General features: G+C 72.0%; 1 protein-coding gene. It reads right to left on the bottom strand.

Going from position 1 to position 350, the window contains the following annotated elements:
• Window positions 1-73 precede the first annotated feature (73 nt).
• The coding region (locus E0702_RS15945) for a hypothetical protein (protein ID WP_205741964.1) at window positions 74-350 on the bottom strand (277 nt) is incomplete at its 5' end.

Here is a 350-nt window from a genome sequence, read left to right as displayed (position 1 = left end):
GAAGGCCCCCATGCCGCAATCCTGACCGAGACCGGACGCCGCCCGCTCACCCCGGCCTGAGCCCGGTCCATGTTCAGGGCCGGTTGCGCGTCTGCCAGAGCCGCCGCGCGGCCCAGACCGCGGTCCCGCCGAAAAACGCGCTGGCGATCAGCACCACCTCGACCCAGGCGATCCCGCCAAATCCCCGCGTCAGCAAGGCAAACCCCATCAACCCCAGCCCGAACAGGCTGAAGCCGAGCCGGAACCACAGCTCCCCCCGCGTCGGCCCGAACTTGCTCATCCGCGCCAACCCGCCGCGTCCGCCCCGAAGGACCGCGCCGCACCCCCGATCTGCCCTGTCATGGCCCCTC

It is taken from the genome of Halomonas marinisediminis (assembly GCF_004347715.1).
GTDB classification, from domain to species: domain Bacteria; phylum Pseudomonadota; class Gammaproteobacteria; order Pseudomonadales; family Halomonadaceae; genus Halomonas; species Halomonas icarae.
The sequence above is the reverse complement of the archived record's forward strand: the minus strand, read 5'-3'. Positions and strand labels throughout refer to the sequence as shown.